This window comes from Rheinheimera sp. A13L (assembly GCF_000217935.1).
GTDB lineage: Bacteria > Pseudomonadota > Gammaproteobacteria > Enterobacterales > Alteromonadaceae > Pararheinheimera.
Genome location: NZ_AFHI01000009.1, coordinates 42992 through 62468, shown reverse-complemented (window position 1 = coordinate 62468; position 19477 = coordinate 42992). Strand labels below are relative to the sequence as shown.

Sequence of the window (19477 nt, the reverse complement as noted above, 5' to 3'; positions counted from 1 at the left end):
ACTGAAACCTGCTTAGGGCGCTTCTTGACTCAAGGTGGCAGCTAAAGCTGCGGCTGGCTGGTAACCAGGAATTAAACGGCCATCCGGTAAAATTAATGCCGGAGTACCATTGATGCCAAAACTTTGGCCTAACTCATACTGCTGAGCCACAGTGTTTTTACAACTGGCTTGTTTTACTGCTTTACCGGCTTTACCGTCAGTCATCGCCTGTTGGGTATCTTTAGCACACCAAATCGATTGCAGTTCATCATAAGTTGCAGACTGTACGCCACCCCGTGGGAAGGCCAGATAACGCACTGTGATACCGGCTTTGTTAAAATCGGCCATTTCGTCATGTAACTTGCGGCAATAACCACAGCTGGTGTCCGTAAATATATGCACCACGTATTTTTCATCAGCCGCTTTAAACTCGATGGCTGAGTCGTTAAATTCTTTGACACCCGCTTTACGGATATCTTTCAGAATGTCTTCATTGACCAGTTTTTTGTTTTTTAAGTCGTAAATATTGCCTTCAAACAGATACTGCTTATTTTCCGACATAAAAAATAAGCCTTTGTCGGTTTGTACCTGCAACATGCCTGGCACTGTCGAATCGGCCACAGCTTTGACATTTAAACCCACTTCAGAAAAGGCTTTGTTCACTTCAGGCAAACTGACCTGAGCAGTTAATCCTGTACTTAAAAAGGCTGCCATAACGGCGAGATAGCTAAACTTCTTCATCTGTATTTCCTGCACCCAAAGCTAGCCTCTGGGATGATGTTGTTGATGTAAACTTTGCAGACGCGCCTGCGCCACATGAGTATAAATTTGGGTGGTCGATAAATCGCTATGCCCTAATAACAACTGTACGACCCGCAAATCTGCACCATGATTCAATAAATGAGTGGCAAAAGCATGCCGTACCGTATGCGGTGACAACTCTGCACTAATGCCCGCCACTTTGGCATAAAATTTAATCCGGTGCCAGAAAGTTTGTCGGGTCATTTGTTGCCCCCTGTTGCTGGGAAACACCACATCACTCTGACCATCAAGCAACAAGCCACGGCCTTGCTTCAGGTAATTGTCCAGCCACTCCACTGCAGTTTCCCCTAAAGGCACCAGCCGTTCTTTTTTACCTTTGCCTGTGACACGCACTAAACCCTGACGCAAATTGATTTGCTGTAAGGTTAAACCAACCAGCTCCGATACTCTAAGACCGGCCGCATACAGAATTTCTAACATCACTTTGTCGCGAAATTGAATTAAATCGCTCACATCCGGGGCTGACAGCAATAAATCCACATCCTGCTCGGATAAAGTTTTAGGCAAGGAGCGACCAATCTTCGGGTTAAAAACGTCCGACAGCGGGTTTTCGGTGATCTGTCTGGTTTTATGCAAATGACGATAAAAACGTCGCAAACTGCTTAAGGTTCTGGAGGTGCTGCGTGGACTAAAACCTTGATCCACCCGAAACGCCAGATAGCTATTGAGCAGCATTTGATCAACAGAGCTCAGTTGTTGACCCTGTTGCTGCAGAAATAATGCGAATTTAGTTAAGTCTGTGCCATAAGCACTTAACGTATGTTCACTGACACCTTTCTCCAGCCAGAGCTGGTCTAAAAAAGCTTTAATCAGCTGTTGTTCTGAAACGGCCAACACTAATGCCACTTACCTGCTCCCGGGTTAATTTACCTTGCCTGACTTTGTTGGTTTCGACGCTTCTGCTACACTGCAGCCCACAGAAAATGCTGAGTCCCGTCAGATGAAAATTGGTCTTTTTTACGGTTCCACCACCTGCTACACAGAGATAGTGGCAGAAAAAATTCAGGTGCTTTTAAGCGCCGACCCAAGCCTGCCGGATGGCAGCAGTGTAACACTTCATAATATTAAAGATCAGCCTCTGGCAATGATGGCTGACTATGATCTGCTTATTTTAGGTATTTCAACCTGGGATTTTGGTGAGCTGCAGGAAGACTGGGAAGCCCATTGGGATGATATCGCTGAAGTGGATTTAAGCGGCAAAATTGTAGCTATTTATGGCATGGGCGATCAGCTGGGCTATGCAGAGTGGTTCCAGGATGCTGTAGGTATGTTGCATCAGGCCATAGCGCAACAAGACTGTATTCGTATTGGTTTCTGGCCTGTTGAGGGTTATGACTTTATTGCTTCCAAAGCAGTCACAGAAGACGGTGAGTGGTTTTATGGTTTAGCTTTGGATGAAGAGAATCAGTACGATTTAACCGACCAGCGCCTGAATCAATGGCTGACTCAACTGATGAATGAGCTGATAGCCCTTTAACATCAAGAGCTTAAAAGCGGCTGGTCATGACGTTCTGAAACAGCTGAGTTTTTTGTACTTCAAGATGAGCCTGCTGCAGCTTTTTCACCAGCTCAGGGTCACTGTTTTTGCTGGCGGCCAGATAAGTTTGTTGCTCCAGCTGCGGAATGGTCAGTACAAAAGTGGTGATGCCGGCAGGCAGGGCTAATTGCTGCTCCATCGAAGGCAATGCAGCTTGATCATCAATCACATAGTCTACTTTGCCTTTGAGCAGTAAACGCCAGGACTCCAGAATATCAGCCGACAACTGTAACTCTTTGCCTTCTTTCATACCTTGCTGTTTCAGCCATTGGCCCGAAAAGTCACCTCGTTGCACAGCAATAACAGACGAACCTAAATCTTTAATATGGTTTGGGTTTAGATCTGTGCGGTCCGTTAACCTCACCAAGCCAAACCGGTATTTCGCCACAGGACCAATCCAATGGAACTCGTTTTCCCTCTGCGGTGTTCTGGCCATATTGTAAATCAGTACATTGGGTGTCGAACTGGCGATATAAAAAGCTCTGGCCCAGGGATAAACTTCAATACGGCTCTGCAGTCCGGCTTGTTTTAACGTCGCCTCGACAATCTGAGTACTAAGCCCATCCACTTTGCCCTCGATAATCGTCTGATGAGGGGGCGATAATTCAGTCACTACTCTTACCGCAGGAAGATCGGCATGTGCAGTGAGCGTGAAAAATAAACACAACGAAACAACCACTAAGCTTTTTATCACAGCCCAACTCCAGGTTGATAGATCACTTTGCATACAAGACTTACCTGTATCCTAGCTTAGTTACTCTGAGCTATCCTGACAACAGCTGATTTTTTGCTCTATAAAAAAGGGCGGCTATCGCCCCCCTCTTTTCACTAACAGCGCAAAATTAACCTTTTAACACTTGTGCCATGGCTTTAGCGAAATAATCTATATTGCTGTGATTTAAACCCGCAATACTGACGCGGCTGGAGCCGACCATGTAGATACTGTAGTCTTTACGCAGACGTTCAATCTGTTCCTTGTTAATGCCAAGGAAAGAGAACATACCGTGTTGTTTGGTAATAAAGCTGAAATCCTGCGTGATGCCTTCAGCAGCAAATTTATCGATGATCAACTGGCGGTAGTCGTTGATACGATTACGCATCACAGCCAGTTCCTGATGCCATAAAGCCGTTAATTCCTGGCTATCCAGAATATGACTGACCACAATAGCGCCATGGGCAGGCGGCATAGAATAAATACTGCGTACTACACTTAACAGCACTGATTTAGCAATGTCTGCCGTTTTGCTGTCAGCTGCCACTATGCTGCAGGCACCAATACGTTCACGGTATAAACCAAAGTTTTTTGAACAGGAGCTGCACAGGATCATTTCTTCAACCTGATCCGCTAAATAGCGTAAGCCTTGTGTGTCTTCATCCAAACCTAAACCAAAGCCCTGATAGGCCATGTCCACTAGCGGTGTAAAACCTTTTTCTTTGGCTAAATCAGCAAATTGTTTCCACTGCTCAAAGTTTAAATCCATACCACTTGGGTTATGGCAGCAGGCATGCACTAATACCACGTCACCGGCAGGAACTTGCGCCAGTTCAGTCATCATGGCATCAAATTTTAAACCTTTGGTTTCCCAGTCGTAGTAAGCATATTCTTTCACTGTCAGGCCGGCAGCCTGAAACAAGGAGATATGGTTAGCCCAGGTTGGGTTAGTGACCCAGACTGTAGCATCCGGATTGGCTTTTTTAATAAATTCAGCAGCCACCCGCAAAGCACCTGTACCACCTGGAGTATGAGCTGTAGTGACACGGCCTGATAACAGTACTTTGTGCTGACCAAAGGCCAGTTTTTCGATATGGCTGTTAAAAGATAAATCTCCGGCCATGCCAATATAGGTTTTACTGTCTTCGCTTTTTAAACGCAGTGCTTCGGCCTTTTTCACACAATCCAGCACAGCCGTATGGCCTTGCTCGTCTTTGTAGACTCCAACCCCAAGGTCCACTTTTAATGGATTTGGATCTTCTTTATAAGCGGCCATTAAACCTAAAATTGGATCGATAGGGGTTGGCTGTAAGTGCGAAAACATAGTTATTACCTGTTAGTTGCGGTGTGAATAGGTCTATTTCAATTTATCTTATCATGCGGGCAACAGCCCTGGCAGCACAAGACAGATGGCGACTAAGCGGACCAGCGCATCTGTATGGTAGGCCTGACGTTTAAAAGCCTCAGCGTCAATAATACCTGCCAGTTCACCTTTGCTGTTAAATAAAGGCAAACAAGCTTCGGCTAATACCTTTGGATCGCAGGTGTAATATTCGCCACCTGCAGTTAAATACGCAGTCACGTCGTTGATCACTTTAGCTTTACCAGTAAGCCCGACAGTACTGTTATTGCTGATGGCGGCAAATTCTGCAGTTAACGGAAACTCAGCACGGGAAGCGGCACCAAAATAGGCCAGTTTCACCAGTACGGTTTCACCTTGGGGGTTCAGACGTTTTTGGTAAATACCAAACCAGTCGCTGTCATTGGTTTGCTGATAGTTTTGCACCACTACAGTGAGCTGAGCTAAAGCTTTAGCTGTTGCTTCGTTTTGGCCCAGAGTAGCCGCCAGATCATAAGGTTCATCTGCCAACTGACCAAACAAAGAACAAGCTCCACCTTCACCTAATTCAGGCACCAGATAAGACCAGGTGACAGCTGGAGCCGCTGCAGCAGAAAGTTGTTTTTTTAATGCAGTAACAGTTTGTTCTATAGCTATTTCCTGCCCCCGCAATACAGCAGCCAATCCTGATTGTTCCAGATACAAGTTAATAGACACTTCAGCCATCCAGATTTCTAAAATTGACCGTAGTTTACCAGAAGCCTTTTATTTGCCAATGGCTTTTTTGCACCATCCTCCCTGATTTTAAACTTGCTACTTGCTGTTTACAGGCTTGTTGTTTATCGTGCGCTTTCTGACGACTTACACAGATTGTTTTATGAGTGGCAAAAAAATCTCGTTAGCCGACTGGCAACAACAATTGGGGCGACCTGCCGAAGCGGCTACAGCAGCAAAAGCAGACGACTTGGTCTACAGTACAACTTCAGGCCGGATAGATAAGCCTGCACAGCAAAAAGCTGTGGCTCAGACTTTTGCTGATGGTCATGCACGCTTAAAACGTGAAACGAAAGGCCGCAATGGCAAAGCTGTGATCACTATTTCTGGCCTTGCTGAAAACGCAGAAAAACTGGCAGAGATAGCGGCTTTATTAAAGAAAAAGTGTGGTTGTGGTGGTTCAGTCAAGGATGGCGTGATTGAAATTCAGGGCGATCAACGCGAACTGGTGCAACAGGAGCTAACCAGGTTAGGTTACAAACATAAGTGGGCTGGTGGTTAAGCCACCCAATTATACCCAAGTATATTAAGCGAGTGTCTGATGCAACAACTCTGTCCTTCCGATTTATCTATTCTGTTGATTGAACCTTCTGATGTTCAACGCAAAATTATTATTAAACAACTGGCCGAAGAAGGCGCCACCCAGGTCAGCACAGCCGACAGTATTGCCACTGCCATGGTGCAACTAAAGCAACATAAAGCAGATCTGGTGATCAGCAGTTTGTACTTTGAACAAGGTACCAGCCTGGAGCTGTTGGCAAAGCTAAAAAACGACGCTGATTTAGCTGAAGTGCCTTTTGTATTGATTTCTTCTGAAACCAAAAAAGCGCAACTGGAACAGTTTAAACAATCCGGTGTGGTGGCAATTTTACCTAAGCCTTTTAACTCCATTCAGTTGGGTAAAGCCTTAAATGCTGCCATCGACTTATTAAGTCCGGCCGAGCTGGAACTGAGTTTATTTGATGTACATGATGTGCGGGTTTTAGTGGTCGACGACAGCCGTCTGGCCCGTAACCATATTAAACGTGTATTGCAAAATCTGGGCATTCAGCACTTAACTGAAGCCGAAGATGGTCAACAGGCTATTGAGCTTTTGAAAAACAATATGTTTGATTTGGTAGTAACGGATTTTAATATGCCGGAAGTGAATGGGCAGGAGTTGACGCAGTATATTCGTGAGCACAGCCAGCAAAGCCATATTCCGGTGTTGATGGTCACCAGCGAAGCTAACGAGTCTCACCTGGCTAATATTGCGCAGTCTGGTGTCAATGCCTTGTGTGATAAACCTTTTGAACCAGAAACAGTACGGGCTTTATTAAGCCGTATTATGGAACACTAAAAGAAGACAGGGTCAGAGCATTCGCTCCGACCCGTATTCTATTATTTCTGTTGGTTATAGTCTTTACCAAAAATCTTGCCAAAGAAGCTGTCTTTTAACCAGACAGGCCGCTGTGGATTATTGGCTACTTCAGTAGTAATACCGAAGTTAATATCCGCAAACACAGCACCTGCATCATAACGGATGGCACCAAAGTCAGCCGTTAATCCTGCAATATCATCTGTAGGTTTGTGGTAATGCTTAGCAAAAAATTTACCCCAGACTTCGCCGCCTTTTTGTTTTGGATCTTTGGACGTAAAGCCTGTCATCAGGAAAACAGAAGGCACACCTTGTTGCACTAAAGTGTAATGATCTGAACGGGTAAATATAGCCTGCTCAGGCATTGGATCCGGGCTTTGCGTAATACCAACTGCAGTTGCTGCTGTATCCACTGTAGCCCCTAAACTGGAATGGTTGGCACCAAATGCAACTATGTCGGCAAAAGGATACAACAACACCGGCATATCTATATTGACGTTGGCCACCAGCTTATCGATAGGACGGGTTGGGTTATGGGCAAAATAGTCAGCACCCAATAAACCTTTTTCTTCACCGGTTACAGCGAGAAATAAAATAGAACGTTTTGGCCGTTCTGCCTTTTGAGTAAATAAACGTGCGGTCTCCAGCATAATGCCAACACCTGCTGCATTATCCATCAAACCGTTATTGATTTTGTCTTTGCTGCGTACATCATTGGAGAAACCAATATGATCAGAGTGAGCCGTCACCACCACATACTCATCTTTAAGCACCGGATCAGAACCTGGCAATACTGCAACCACGTTCGGGCTGGTGATATCTTCCATAGTGGATTCACGCTTTAAACTGACTGTGCCTTCTAAGGCAAAACCTGCAGGCACTTTTTCTGCGGCTAAGTCAGCAAAAATATCGTCCAGAGAACGGCTGGCCCCTTCAAATAAGTTTTTGGCAGCGTCTGGATGTAAGTAAGCACCACCCAATAAAGACTCAAATTCACCTTCTGCTTTCCCGTCTTTATGTAGCCAGCGCATACGAGGGCTGGTTAAATACATCAGGCTATTGGCATAAGGCCGCACTTTTTCTTCTGAAGGAGTATGCAGGGTAATAACACCTACAGCACCACGTTCAGCCGCGTTTTCTGCTTTTAAGCTTTGAATATGAGCAGCTTCTTCACTGGGTAAAGATTTAGGGCGACCACTGAGCATCACCACTATTTTGCCTTTCACATCCAGATTGGCGTAATCATCCAGATTAAACTCTTTGGACACTAAGCCATAGCCGACAAAGATCAATGGCGCTGTGACATCCGCTTTCGCATGCAAAGTGCTGGGACCCGTAAAAAACTGTTTTGGATAATCAAAGTCTGTGGTTTTGCCATTTTTAGTCAGCGACATTTTGGCACTGCTTTGCACCAGCATGGCTTTGCGTAAAGGCACAGACTGGAAATAGCCCTGCTCACCGGCTGGATCTAAACCTAAAGCAGCCAATTGAGTGGCAATATAATTCGACGCAATTTGATGACCGCGGCTACCGGTATCCCGGCCTTCCAGGCTGTCATCGCCTAAAAACGTCATATGAGCTTCAATGGCTTTAGCGCTGGCTTTGGGCAAGGCTGCTACAGAAGAAGGTGTTGGCGTACTTTGACAGCCCGCCAGCACCAGCATGGCGGATAAAGCACTGATTGACATCAGTTTCATAGTGTTTCCTTAAAAAATTCAGGGGCTTTCGCCCCTGACTACTCAGTTTTTAGCCTGATAACGCTGCTGATACTTATCATGTAATTGTTTGTGCCTGTTGTTTAAATCAACAGCACGGCCATCAATCCACATGTAACGTACTTTGTGTCCCAGATAGTCAAAAATATCACCATCAGACACCACCAGAGTGGCAGCCTTACCCACTTCGATGCTACCGATTTTATCAGCTACACCAGCAATAGCAGCGGCATCAAGTGTAACAGAACGTAACGCCTGCTCCGGGCTTAAGCCATAGCTGATCGCCTGACCTGCAGCAAATACCACATTGCGGGTATCCCAGTAACCATCCAGTGACAATGCAAATTTCACCCCTGCTTTAGCCAACTGAGCCGGAGTCTGGAATGACTGGCTGCTGGCTTCATCTGCACGTTCAGGAATGCCATAAGGCGAGGTATAAATCACAGATACATTAGCGGCAGCAAGTTGGGGTGCAATACGCCATGAGTCACGGCCACCCACTATGGTCAGAGCAAAACCATACTGCTGAGCAAACTTCATGGCTTGTTCAATTTGACGCTCGTCATTGGCATGCACAAATACAGGTAATTCACCTTTAAAAACCGGGATCATCGCCTGCCAGCGTGAATCAACCGGCAGTTTCACGCCATCGCCCACAGCCTGGGCATAAGCTTGAGCGGTTTTGAAGTAACCGTCCAAATCAGCCATCGCTTTTTGATTGGCTTTACGAATCTCTTCTGGTTTTTGCGGGCGCCATGGATTAGCCATCACGTCAGCTCGTGGCCATTTGATGTGCAAAGCCACTGCATCAACCACAGTGGCATCTTTCCAGTTCCAGGCATCCAGTTGCATAAAAGCGGATTGCCCCATAATTAAAGAGCCATTTGGATACACCAGGGTGTAACTAAAACCATTAGCGCGAATAGTAGGCACTACTTCAGAATCCGCGTTGTAGGCGACCTGAGCTTTAATATCCGGGTTGGTTTGAGTCACTTCAGTGCTGTCGTCTGTCGCCCGCACTGCTTCAATTTCAGTTAAACCCAGCTGATTCGCCAAAGCAATCAGGCCCGGATACAAGTGTTTACCATGCAAAGACAGCACTTCTGCGCCAGCTGGCACAGCTAAATCTGTGCCTATAGCACTGATTTTTCCGTCGACCAGTAACACATCTGTCTCTTTTAATACGCCCTTTGTTACCGTATGCACTGTGGCATCCTGTAATAAAATGGGGGTGCTTTGTTTAGGTGCAGGTACTATATCGTTCGCCTGTGCAGTCAGACTCAGCGCTGCAGTCACCAGTAAAAAAAGTTTTGTATGTTTCATTGATGACTCCATTAATGCTGGTGATCAAAAGCAAGGGATAACACATCATGGTTATCTTCACAGTGCCAAACCGGGTTATTGGCTTTGTATGACGCGCCAGAACCTGCTTTTTCGCTGTCAGAAGCCTGTAACACTTTTTGGATCAGCTGTTGTTTTTCGCTCTTCACCTGCTGTTGTAACTGATCGTCCGCAGTCAGCTGATAATAAGGTGCACCTTCAATCCAGGTCTGCTGAGCCCGGGCGTACACAGACAGTGGATGGGCAGACCACAATACGAAATCAGCTTGTTTACCTTCTTCCACTGAACCAACTTTAGAGTCAATTTTCAGCTGTATAGCCGGATTAATAGTGACCATATTCAAAGCTTGTTGCTCATCCATGCCACAGTACACCACAGCTTTGGCGGCTTCCTGATTCAGGCGGCGCTGTAAATCCGGACTGTCGGAGTTGATACTGACTAACACACCTTGTTGTTGCATTAAGCAGACATTGCTAGGAATAGCGTCCTGAACTTCCATTTTATAAGCCCACCAGTCGGCAAAACTCGAAGCACTGGCACCATGGGCTTTCATCTCGTCAGCCACTTTGTAGCCTTCCAGAATATGAGTGAAAGTGGTGATATTAAAGCCCATCTCGTCGGCTAATTTGATGATCATCAGAATTTCTGAGGCCACATAAGAGTGGATATGGATAAAACGTTCTTTATCTAAAATTTCGACCAAAGTTTTGATGCGATAATCCACCCGCGGCGCTGCAGTTTTTGCCCGTTCAGAACTGGATAAATCTTCATACTCAGCCCACTGTGCTTTGTATTCTTTAGCGGCCTGGAAGGCATCACGAATAATAGTATCGACACCACTGCGGGTTTGTGGATAACGGCTGACAAAATCTTCGCCCCAGTTGGATTGTTTGACGTTTTCACCCAAGGCAAGCTTGATGCTCGCAGGCGCGCCTTTGAATTTCAGTTGTTCTGAGCTGTCACCCCAACGCAGCTGAATAATCTGTGCCTGGCCGCCAATAGGATTGGCGCTGCCATGCAATAACTGAGCTGTAGTAGTGCCACCAGCTAAACCGCGATAAATATTAATATCATCGGCGTCTAACACATCGGCAATACGCACTTCAGAGGTCACAGCATCTGAGCCTTCGTTGACACCCTGATCAATAGCGATATGCGAGTGTTCATCGATAATACCAGCAGTCAGGTGCATGCCTGTCGCATCAATGGCTTGATAACCTGAAGGTGTAGATAAGTTTTTGCCAATTTTGACAAAGTTGCCATCCTTCACCAGTACGTCCGTATTTTCTAACTTACCAGCCTTAGCGGAAGTCCAGACTGTGGCATTTTTAATATGCACATTTTGCCGCTTTGCTTGTTGTGTCACACCAAAAGCGCGGTTAGGCATAGTCAGCTTCGACAACAACACAGGTTGTTCTGTGGCTTTTTGCTCATCAGCTTTAGCCACCAATGGTTGTTGCAGACTGCTGATGGCAACTGTAGCGCCCTCTGCAGTGACTAACTTTCCTTGCAAGGTTTTACCTTTGAGTTCACCACTAAACTGAGCCACACCAGAACCTTGTCCCAGCGCCTTTAAATCCACTGCAAATTGCAGCTGATTTTTTTGCACAGCCACATGATTCAGCTTGCTGGTTTTATCGCCCAGTTTGACCGAGCCTTCGACTGAGCCTTTTTTATCTGTCAGTTCCAGCGGCAAGCTGCTGCCATTGATACTCAAAGAATAAGTACCGGCAAAGGCTGGTAAATCCATAGCTGTAAATTGTTGCTGCTGACCACGAACCCAGGTCGCGACTATTTCGCCATCAGCAAATAAATCACCTTTACTGACCACTAAGTCAGCCTGATACCCTTCTGCAATTTTGCCAATCTGCTTGTCCAGACCTAACCATTTTGCTGGCTCTGTGGTCAGCGCTGCTAAAGCTTTTTGCTGACTTAAACCATAAGACACAGCTTTACGTAAGTTCGGCCAGAACTGCTCTGGTTTCTCCAGCTTGTGCAGGGTCAAGGCAAAAGGAATTTTCGCCTGTTCTAACACAGCGGCATTAGAAGGCGCTCTTTCCCAGTGCCTTAACTGGGCCAGTTCCACATCCAGTTGATCATTCAGTTGTTGCACTGCAGGAGCTGCCGGAAAGGCCAGCGGTAAAATCAGCGGACGTCCCGTCGCTTTGACCTGTTCAATACGACTGTATTCATAGCCAGAAGCTACCAGCGTCGCTTTATCCAGTCCAAATTCTTTTAACAGGTTATCAGCGCGTAACAAAGCCTGATCGTCCGTGGCTTCAAACACCACACCCTGAGTTTTCAGCTGAGCTAAAGCAGCTAAATCAGCATTAAACTCAACAGGCTGATTGTAAAAACGCCAGCTGCTTTTGCCCTGAGCCTGACTGTACCAGTTGGCATCAGCCAGAGTCTGGCGAATAAGGGCTATGCTACCCATCAGCGAAGAAGGATAACTTTGAACTGAAGTACCTTTACTAAACGCCATAAACTGATTGGCCTGGGCACGTAAAACTGCCTCGTTCGGCAAGCCAGATAGCAGGGACGCAACCAAAGCCTGACCGCGAAAGATGCCATCAAAACGCGCGGATTGGACTGTAGTAAAGCCCTGCTGCTGGTAACTTTTTGCTTGTTCAGCATCAGGTTTAAATTCATTGACCCACAGCTTACGGGCATGAATAGCTGCATTACTGGCATTGCCGCCTTTGCGATCATTTTTGTAGTTCGGCTTACGGCCAAATTCAAAGCCATTACCTTTTCCAGCTTTAGGCAGACCATATTGGCTGTATAAATCGATAAAACCCGGATAAATAAAATAACCAGTGGCATCTATGGTCTGATAGCCAGCTGGCACAGCAGCTTTATTTTGAATTTTGCTGATAAGGCCGTTGCTGATCAGCACAGTGGCATTGTCCAGACGTTTGCCTGGTTCAGTGATCACAGTGGCGTTGGTTAAAGCGTAAAGTTGTGGCGATTTATCACGTATACCTTGAACAGGCGTGGTTTGATCCGCCGAAGCAGCAGGCAATAAAGCGCAAAGCATTGCCGTACTGCACAAGGACAGTCTTAGTTTGATCATGGATGTTTCCTGGTTGTATTGGGGCTTTACCCTGAAAAATGCAGCAGGAAAAACAAAGCACAAGGCTGGCTTATTCCCAACAACAGCTTAAAGTTCAGCAGCCCCTATTAATAATGGTTGATAACTCAGGTTATATAAGTCCTGCTCTGCCCTTGGCATGCTGAAGTAATAACCTTGCACCAGATAGCAAGCATTGTTTTTTAAGAATTCGATCTGTTCTATAGTCTCAACGCCTTCAGCCACAACCCGCAGGTTCATTTTTTGCGCCATAGCAATAATGGCCGCAACTATGTCCATGTCGTTGGTGTCTGCCGGAATATCTTTAACAAAAGAACGGTCTATTTTCAGCTCATCTACCGGGAACCGCTTTAAATAACTCAGCGATGAATAGCCTGTACCAAAGTCATCAATAGATAAAGTCACCCCCAGTCCTTTTAACTCATTTAACTGGGCAATAGCCGCATCAGTGTCGCCCATCAGCATCGACTCTGTAATTTCAAATATCAGCTTGTCAGCGCGGGCGCCGGTGCGTTGCAGCACCCTTTCAACCACTTCGGCCAGGTTTTGATCGGTAAATTGCCGTGCCGACAGGTTGATAGAAATAGTCACATCATGGCCTCTGGATTGCTGACGACTGATAAAACGACAGGCTTCCCAGATAATCCATTCGCCTATTTCCACAATCAAACCTGTGCTTTCTGCCACCGGAATAAATCGCAGTGGCGGGATCATCGAACCGTCAGGCCGGACCCAACGTAATAAAGCTTCATAACCAATCACCACATTAGTACGAATATCGATTTTTGGCTGGTAATACAACACAAACTGATGTTCACGTATGGCTTCGCGCAGATGATTTTCTATTTGCAGTTTTTCTTTGGCAGCATCGTTTAAATCCTGACTGAAAAAATGGTAGGTGTTACGGCCACGGGCCTTGGCTTCATACATAGCCAAATCAGCATGTTTGAGCAACAGCTCTTCATCAGCCGCATCTTCAGGCGCTATGGTAATGCCTATACTGGCACTGATAGCGACTTCCTGGCCTGTCAGTTTGACCGGAGCTGCAAAACTTTGCTGCAGATTTTCAGCGATCAAGGCCGCATGAGCTCTGTCTTTAATACCACTTAAAATCACTGCAAATTCATCGCCACCCAAACGGGCTATCGTGTCTTCTTCACGTAAACGGCTGATGAGTCTTCGCGCCACTTCTTTCAGCAGCTCATCCCCGGCATCATGGCCTAAGGTATCGTTAATACGCTTAAATTCGTCCAGATCAAAATACAACAAGGCAAAATGGTAATAACCACGGGACGACATAGCGATGGCTTTGCGTAACTGGTCACGGAAATAGCTACGATTCGCCAGGCCCGTTAACATATCGTAATAGGCCAGTTGCTCCATCTTGCGCTGGCTCTCTTTGATAAAAGAAATATCCTGCATAGCACAGACATAGTTGCTGATATCGCCTTTTTCATCCCGTATTGGCGCTATCGCAAGCGACACCCAAAGTTTACGTAACACATGCTGCAGCAACATATCACCGCGCCAATGGTGGCGATCTTTCAGAGTTTGGCTTATCTCTTCGCCGACAAAAAACATCTCAGCGGCAAATAAAGAGGATAACGGCTTCTGCATCATATGTTCGGCAGTGCAGCCCATCAGCTCCAGCATAAAAGGGTTCACATATTCGATATGCAACTCTTTATCTGTCAGTAAAATACCAGAACTGGAAAAAGCGACGGCTTTCGTCAATTTACGGGTGGCTCGTTCGGCTTCTTCTTTTTCGCCTATACGGGTATTTAACCCTGAGATCAGTTGGTGGATTTCTTCAGCCATGCCATTAAAAGCGCGATTGAGCATACCGATTTCATCGTCATTCTGATCCAGAGTAATTTGCTGTAAATCGCCCCTGCTGATCCGTTGCACCGCAGAAGATAAACGAGTTAAACGTTTTAAAATAAACTGGTAAATGAAAAACTGCAGAGACAAAGCCACGACAACAGCAACAGCTAAAAATATTAGCATTACGTTGTCACGAAAATCCTGCAAACCGCTGACAACCACCTGCTTATCCTGATACAAGGTCAGGTACCAGTCTAAACGCTGCACTTTGGCTGCTGACACCAGATAGTTGGCTAAATCAGCCTGCAGCAGTTCGGATGCTGTTGGGTTTGTGGTCACTTGCTGAATAAAAGCGGCCAACTCCGGTTTTCTTGGCGCCACTGAACTGTAACGGGCATCAAAGTTTTGTTGGCCGTTGTTTTGCAGTGGTACAGGTTTTTTGCCATCCAGTAACAAGTTGCCTTGAGGATCAAACAACATACTGCGCAAACCATCGGACGATTGTTCAATGCTGGCTAAATCAAGAAATAATTCATCCAGAATATAATCACTGCCAGTCACCCCTAAAAACTCGTCCGCCGCATAGACAGGGATCACCAGGCTGGTCATCCATTTTTGCCAGATAGGATCGTAATAAATAGGAGTCCAGCGTGGTAAACGGCTGGGGTTTTGTTCAGGGGTAGCAATATCAAAGAAGATATCTTTAGTGAAATCATGAGTGACAGGCACTTCTAAAGCCCAGTCTGCCGGCGCAATACGGATCAAACCTTGTTTAGAAATAAAGTAAAAGTTAAAAAACTCTTCCAGCATCAAAGGTGCCAGTTGCTGCCATAGCTCTTCACTTTGAACTAACCAGGCGGTTTGCTGCGGATCTAATTTTGACTGAGGAATAAAAGCCGCTGACAAATCATCCTGAATACGTACACTGCCATCCGGCTGAGCTGTGGGTAAAGCCGGAAAATCGGCTGTGGTTTTGCTGAGATACCGCACCACAATGTTGTTGGCACTAATGGCCTTTTTTTCACGGGTTAAGAAACCGGCATCCAGTTCGCGGGCATATTTTTCAGACTGCCGTTTTAATTCATGCTTTTCCTGTTCGATCAGCACATTTTGTTGCAGCATAAGCACAGCATAAGCGATAGCCGCACTGGCGACTACAGTCAGCATAAACACCAGTAGCGCAAACTTGATGCTAAGGGAATTCATACCTGTAGGTTTGTGAAAATTAACTTCCTTCACATGATTTCCTGAGTTGACAGCGACGGGGTTCAGTTGTAATGCTATTGTGACACACAACGACATCAAACCATTATTGCATCAAAATCAAACAAATGAGAATTAAGCCAATGAAAAATCTGTTTATCTTACTGTCTTTGGGATTGTCTTCTGCTTGCGCTATGGCGGGCAGCGCCTTTACCGACGCTGAAGACGCTGTCACTTATCGTCAGCATAGCTTTCAGTTAATACGGCATAATTTCGTCGATTTAAGCGACATGATGCGGGGTAAAGTACCTTTTGACGCTAAACGTGCAGAAAAAAGAGCGAACGCTCTGACTACTTTGACCACATTGCCATGGGAAGCGTTTGAAGTACCTGGCGCCGATAAAATAAAAAGTGACGCTAAAGCTGAGATTTGGCAAAACTTGCAAGATTTTCAACAAAAAGCAGAACAATTTCAAACAGATGCTCTGGCTTTACAAGTTGCAGCGAAAACAGGCGAACAGGCTACAGTCAAAGCAGCCTTTGGCAATTTTGCAAAAAACTGCAAAGCCTGCCACGATCAATACAAAGCGGAATAATCTCCTTATAACGGGAGGGTACAATACCAATCCGCACCGAGGTGTCATTAGACGGGCGGGGACAAGCCCCGATAAAGATTTGTCTGGAATTTGAGACGGGCGGGGACAAGCCCCGCCCCTACCGCGCATTACCACTGCTGATACAAAGACAGTCCTTGCCAGAGCGCAAAAATTCCGGCAAAAACCAGCACCAGCAACAGATACCGACCTGATGATTTGATTACAGGTTGTTGTGCTTCAGTATTCAGTTTGCCATGCAACATAGCACCCAAGACCCCATCTTTTTTCAGCCCGTGAACGAGCGCGGCAACCACATGCACCGCAATCAGTATCAGCAACAGATCAAAGTTATTGTGATGAAACCAGGAGGCAAAAGAAGACCAGTCAGACGACACTGAGCCGTAAAGGGGTCCTTCGGTCATCACATCATCAGTGGTCATTAATCCTGAGATAAACTGCAACAAAATCAGCGTCATCAAAGCCAGGCTCATATAACCTGACAAGCCTCTGTGACCTATACCATGCTTGGCTTTATTCCACATCCGCACTAACTGAAGCGGGCTTTGCAGAAAATGACTGAAACGTGCTGTCTCGCTGCCAACAAAACCCCAGATCAGGCGGCTAAGTAAAATAGCAGCAAGTGAATACGCCAGAATCTGATGCACAACGAGATAGCCCTGATCCGCGGTAAACCATAAGCCAGCCAATAACAACAGCTGACTCCAGTGGTAAAATCGTATGGCTTTATCCCATAACTGAATCACTTTCATCTTTTATCAGTCCTCTATTATGATAAGTTATTGATTTTAACCCATTGGAAGCAAAAACCTATGCTTTGGTTCAAACGGATTTCTATTGCCTTACTGATGCTGATCCTGCTGGTCGTTGGTTTTTTATATTTTGCTCTGCGCAGCACCTTGCCGGCTTATGAAGGCGAATTGCCTGCAGAGGTCAGACAACAGGTTGAAATCAGCCGGGATGCACAAGGTTATGCCAGCATCAAAGGACAAAATCGCAATGACGTGGCTTATGCTCTGGGTTTTGTCCATGCTCAGGAGCGATTTTTCCAGATGGATTTATTGCGCCGTAATGCAGCCGGAGAGTTGTCCGAGCTTTTTGGTGAAATGGCGCTGGATTTGGATAAAAAACGTCGCATCCACAGATTCAGAGCCAAAGCGCAGCGGGGTTTTGCGAAGTTACCAGCGGACCAAAAGCAGTTGCTTCAACGTTATACGGCCGGGGTGAATGCAGGCTTGGCCGCATTAGGCTGGCCACCTTTTGAATACGCTTTATTAGCACAGACACCACGCAGCTGGGTCGAAGCTGATTCCTTTTTAGCGCTCTACAGCATGTATCTGGATTTACAGGGATCTGAGGGCAAAGACGAGTTGGCAATGGGCCTGATGCAACAAAAACTGCCACAAGACTGGTACGATTTTTTATTCCAGCACAGCCCGGACTGGCAAGCCGCCATGGATAACAGCAAAGTGAAGCTGACTCCTATGCCAAAATCGACCTATCCGGCTCTGCTGGCTGGACAAAAAACAGCCTGCGTCGATTGTGCCTTGCATGACAGTGCTGATATCGGCAGCAATAATTTTGCTGTGTCCGGTCAAAGAACCAAAGATGGCCGCGCTATTCTGGCCGACGATATGCATTTAGGGATCCGTGTGCCAGGCACCTGGTTTAAAGCCCAGCTGAAATGGACAGAAAACGATCAGTCGTTTGAAGTTGCAGGTGTCAGCTTACCTGGCACTCCGGCTATAGTAGCTGGCAGCAATGGCCATATAGCCTGGGGTTTTACCAACAGCACTGCAGATTGGTCTGATGTTATAGCCTTGAAGCTGGATGAAAAAGGTGAAAAGTACCAAACTGCTGATGGCTGGCAGGAATTCAGCTACCAGAATGAAGTGTTTAAAGTCAAAGGCCAGCCAGATGAGTTGGTGCTGCAAAAAGAGACCATCTGGGGCCCTGTGTTATCCCCGCCTTTTCAGAATTATGCCTATCGTTGGGTGGCTCATGATGTGGAAGGTGCCAACTTTAACTTATTAACTCTGGAGAAAAGTCAGGGTGTACGTGAAAGCTTAAAACTGGCGGCACAGATTGGAGTGCCAACCCAAAACTTACTGGTGGCAGATAAAGACGGTGCCATAGGCTGGACTCTGATGGGTGCTTTACCAGAACGTAAAGTGCAGCATATGGATACGCCTCAGGACTGGAGTAATGACCAGAATCACTGGACAGGGTACTTGTCCCAAAACCGTTACCCACAAATTTACCAGCCCCAATCTGGTCAGCTCTGGACAGCCAACAGCAGAATGATAGGGGGTAAAGATTTAGAATTAATTGGTAATGGCGGTTACGACTTAGGCGCCCGGGGCCTGCAAATCCGTGATGCCTTAGCAGCCACAGCACAGCATAACGAGCAAAGCCTGCATGAGATTCAGCTGGATCACCGCGCCTTAATGCTGGCCCGCTGGCAACAGCTGTTATTAGACACTGTGCTGACCAAAGAATTTGTCGCAGAACATAACTTAGAGTCTTATCTGGATTATGTAATGAAAGATACCAGCCATGCCAGTATAGGTTCAGTAGGCTATTCACTGCTGCGCTCTTTTCGGACCAAAACACTGGAGCTGACCTTTGCACCTTTAACGTCACTGTTGGAGGAAAATAACTTGTCAGGGCGGGACCTGAAATTCTCTCTGGAGACTGCAGGCTGGGAAATGTTGCAACAACAGCGCACCGACACTCTGCCTGCCGCATTCAGCTCCTGGCGCACCTTATTGCAACAGGCCGTGCTGCAAAGCAAACAAAAGCTGGAAACAGATTATGGCAGTTTAGCCAACGCAAGCTGGGGCACTATCAATCAAAGCGCTATAGTGCATCCACTCTCAGTTGCTGTGCCTTTTTTCGGCGACTGGCTGAATATGCCTGCAATGCCGATGAATGGTGATAGCCATATGCCCAGAGTACAACACAAAGTGCATGGTCAGTCACAACGTATGGTGGTGTCACCGGGCAAAGAAACCGAAGGCATTTTAGTCATACCGGCAGGCCAGTCGGGTCATCCGTTATCCCCTTTTTATGATGCTGACCACGACTTCTGGTTAAAGGAACAGGCTTTAGGCTTTTTACCAGGTGAACAAAAATACTTGCTGAAGTTGCAACCTAAAGCTTGAC

General features: G+C 46.3%; 15 protein-coding genes. 5 read left to right on the top strand and 10 right to left on the bottom strand.

All coding sequences use genetic code 11. From position 1 onward, the window contains the following. Positions 1–12: 12 nt before the first annotated feature. Both dsbC and xerD read right to left on the bottom strand, forming a co-directional pair. Entirely contained in the window at positions 13–720 is a 708-nt protein-coding gene (dsbC, locus tag RHEIN_RS06120) for a bifunctional protein-disulfide isomerase/oxidoreductase DsbC (RefSeq protein WP_008898107.1), read from the bottom strand. 21 nt (positions 721–741) lie between these two features. Beyond that, positions 742–1647 carry a site-specific tyrosine recombinase XerD gene (xerD, locus tag RHEIN_RS06115; protein WP_008898106.1) on the bottom strand — a complete coding sequence of 302 codons (906 nt, stop codon included), beginning with the start codon at positions 1645–1647 and terminating at the stop codon, positions 742–744. Positions 1648–1741: 94 nt separating this feature from the next. On the opposite strand from xerD, the gene fldB reads away from it, so the two are divergent. Beyond that, positions 1742–2278, top strand: coding sequence for a flavodoxin FldB (fldB, locus tag RHEIN_RS06110; RefSeq protein WP_008898105.1), 537 nt, complete (start codon positions 1742–1744; stop codon positions 2276–2278). Positions 2279–2288: 10 nt separating this feature from the next. On the opposite strand, the gene RHEIN_RS06105 is transcribed toward fldB, so the two are convergent. The 3 genes from RHEIN_RS06105 to RHEIN_RS06095 all read right to left on the bottom strand — a co-directional run bounded on the left by RHEIN_RS06105 (position 2289) and on the right by RHEIN_RS06095 (position 5115). Next, a complete protein-coding gene (locus RHEIN_RS06105) occupies positions 2289–3065 on the bottom strand; it encodes a substrate-binding periplasmic protein (protein WP_008898104.1) in 777 nt (258 codons plus the stop codon). Between the two features lie 115 nt (positions 3066–3180). Continuing rightward, a complete protein-coding gene (locus tag RHEIN_RS06100) occupies positions 3181–4374 on the bottom strand; it encodes an amino acid aminotransferase (protein ID WP_008898103.1) in 1194 nt (397 codons plus the stop codon). Between the two features lie 51 nt (positions 4375–4425). Then, positions 4426–5115: a GAF domain-containing protein gene (locus tag RHEIN_RS06095; protein WP_040554615.1), complete on the bottom strand. Its 690-nt coding sequence runs from the start codon at positions 5113–5115 to the stop codon at positions 4426–4428. Positions 5116–5266: 151 nt separating this feature from the next. Here RHEIN_RS06095 and RHEIN_RS06090 point away from each other — a divergent pair, with 151 nt between their 5' ends. Both RHEIN_RS06090 and RHEIN_RS06085 read left to right on the top strand, forming a co-directional pair. Continuing rightward, positions 5267–5665 (top strand): translation initiation factor, encoded by a 399-nt coding sequence (locus RHEIN_RS06090; protein ID WP_040554630.1) that lies wholly within the window; start codon positions 5267–5269, stop codon positions 5663–5665. A 39-nt stretch (positions 5666–5704) separates the two neighbouring features. After that, a complete protein-coding gene (locus RHEIN_RS06085) occupies positions 5705–6502 on the top strand; it encodes a response regulator (protein ID WP_008898100.1) in 798 nt (265 codons plus the stop codon). A 41-nt stretch (positions 6503–6543) separates the two neighbouring features. Here RHEIN_RS06085 and RHEIN_RS06080 read toward each other — a convergent pair whose 3' ends face one another. The 4 genes from RHEIN_RS06080 to RHEIN_RS06065 all read right to left on the bottom strand — a co-directional run bounded on the left by RHEIN_RS06080 (position 6544) and on the right by RHEIN_RS06065 (position 15734). After that, on the bottom strand, positions 6544–8217 hold the full coding sequence (locus tag RHEIN_RS06080; RefSeq protein ID WP_008898099.1) for a M28 family metallopeptidase: 1674 nt from the start codon (positions 8215–8217) through the stop codon (positions 6544–6546). Between the two features lie 42 nt (positions 8218–8259). After that, positions 8260–9558: an amidohydrolase family protein gene (locus RHEIN_RS06075; RefSeq protein ID WP_008898098.1), complete on the bottom strand. Its 1299-nt coding sequence runs from the start codon at positions 9556–9558 to the stop codon at positions 8260–8262. 11 nt (positions 9559–9569) lie between these two features. Then, on the bottom strand, positions 9570–12653 hold the full coding sequence (locus RHEIN_RS06070; protein ID WP_008898097.1) for an amidohydrolase family protein: 3084 nt from the start codon (positions 12651–12653) through the stop codon (positions 9570–9572). Between the two features lie 87 nt (positions 12654–12740). Next, a complete protein-coding gene (locus RHEIN_RS06065) occupies positions 12741–15734 on the bottom strand; it encodes a bifunctional diguanylate cyclase/phosphodiesterase (protein WP_008898096.1) in 2994 nt (997 codons plus the stop codon). Positions 15735–15841: 107 nt separating this feature from the next. On the opposite strand from RHEIN_RS06065, the gene RHEIN_RS06060 reads away from it, so the two are divergent. Continuing rightward, positions 15842–16294: a c-type cytochrome gene (locus RHEIN_RS06060; protein ID WP_008898095.1), complete on the top strand. Its 453-nt coding sequence runs from the start codon at positions 15842–15844 to the stop codon at positions 16292–16294. A 128-nt stretch (positions 16295–16422) separates the two neighbouring features. Here the strand turns inward: RHEIN_RS06060 and RHEIN_RS06055 are convergent, their stop codons facing one another. Beyond that, positions 16423–17064 (bottom strand): cytochrome b/b6 domain-containing protein, encoded by a 642-nt coding sequence (locus tag RHEIN_RS06055; RefSeq protein ID WP_008898094.1) that lies wholly within the window; start codon positions 17062–17064, stop codon positions 16423–16425. Positions 17065–17124: 60 nt separating this feature from the next. Between RHEIN_RS06055 and RHEIN_RS06050 the strand changes: the two genes are divergently transcribed. Further along, positions 17125–19476, top strand: a complete 2352-nt coding sequence (locus RHEIN_RS06050) for a penicillin acylase family protein (protein ID WP_008898093.1) — start codon at positions 17125–17127, stop codon at positions 19474–19476. Position 19477: the final 1 nt, after the last annotated feature.